This is a genomic window from Lysinibacillus boronitolerans JCM 21713 = 10a = NBRC 103108 (assembly GCF_000772935.1).
In the GTDB taxonomy this organism is placed as follows: domain Bacteria; phylum Bacillota; class Bacilli; order Bacillales_A; family Planococcaceae; genus Lysinibacillus; species Lysinibacillus boronitolerans.
In genome coordinates, this window is the sequence record NZ_JPVR01000013.1 from 1 (window position 1) to 326 (window position 326).

Annotated in this window: 1 pseudogene; it reads left to right on the forward strand. The window is 68.7% G+C overall.

From position 1 onward, the window contains the following. Positions 1-326 (forward strand): annotated as a pseudogene (gene istB, locus CD31_RS22765) (IS21-like element IS1474 family helper ATPase IstB); the annotation flags it as partial.

Genomic DNA, 326 nt, shown 5'->3' on the forward strand with positions numbered 1-326 from the left:
GGCATGGCCCGCGCCCTGGAAGAGCAATGGACGCTGCCGGCCAGCCACAGCCTGAGCTTCGATGAACGCCTCGGCCTACTGCTCGACCGCGAACTGGCCTGGCGTGACAACCAGCGCCTGGTACGGCTGCGCAAGAAGGCCAAGCTCAAGTACGCCAACGCCTGCCTGGAAGATCTCGACCGCCGCTCCGGACGCGCCCTGGACGAGCGTCTGATCGCCACCCTGGCCAGTGGCGACTGGATCCGCCAGCAGCACAACCTGCTGCTGACCGGCCCGACCGGTGCCGGCAAAACCTGGCTGGCCTGCGCCCTGGGCAACCAGGCCTG